The sequence below is a fragment of the Polynucleobacter sp. UK-Mo-2m-Kol15 genome (assembly GCF_018881505.1).
Lineage (GTDB): Bacteria > Pseudomonadota > Gammaproteobacteria > Burkholderiales > Burkholderiaceae > Polynucleobacter.
Genome location: NZ_JACVQC010000007.1, coordinates 1 through 283 on the forward strand (window position 1 = coordinate 1; position 283 = coordinate 283).

A 283-nucleotide genomic window follows, 5' to 3' on the forward strand; every position below is an offset into this window, starting at 1 on the left:
CAGAAAAATAGCCGATGCGTATTTTCTCTTTTTTGGGATGCTTGGGAATAGGGCCTAATATGGGATTTTCTGGATACTTATTTCGAGCAAAAATCTCCGATGCCTGTTTATGCAAAGAGGCATCGTCATTTAACGCCAACATAATAAAGGGGCTGGTAACCTTCTCACCCAACAGGACTCTTTTGGAGATCTCTTCTAAAGATCCTGATAAATCAGACCAACTCCCTGATTTCATTTTTGTGAAGAGTAAATCTCCATTGATCCAGTCGATATCAGGCTTTAG

The 283-nt window shown here is 40.3% G+C and carries 1 pseudogene; it reads right to left on the reverse strand.

The annotated features are described in order from the left end of the window. Nucleotides 1–283: pseudogene (locus ICN43_RS11095) on the reverse strand (hypothetical protein); the annotation flags it as partial.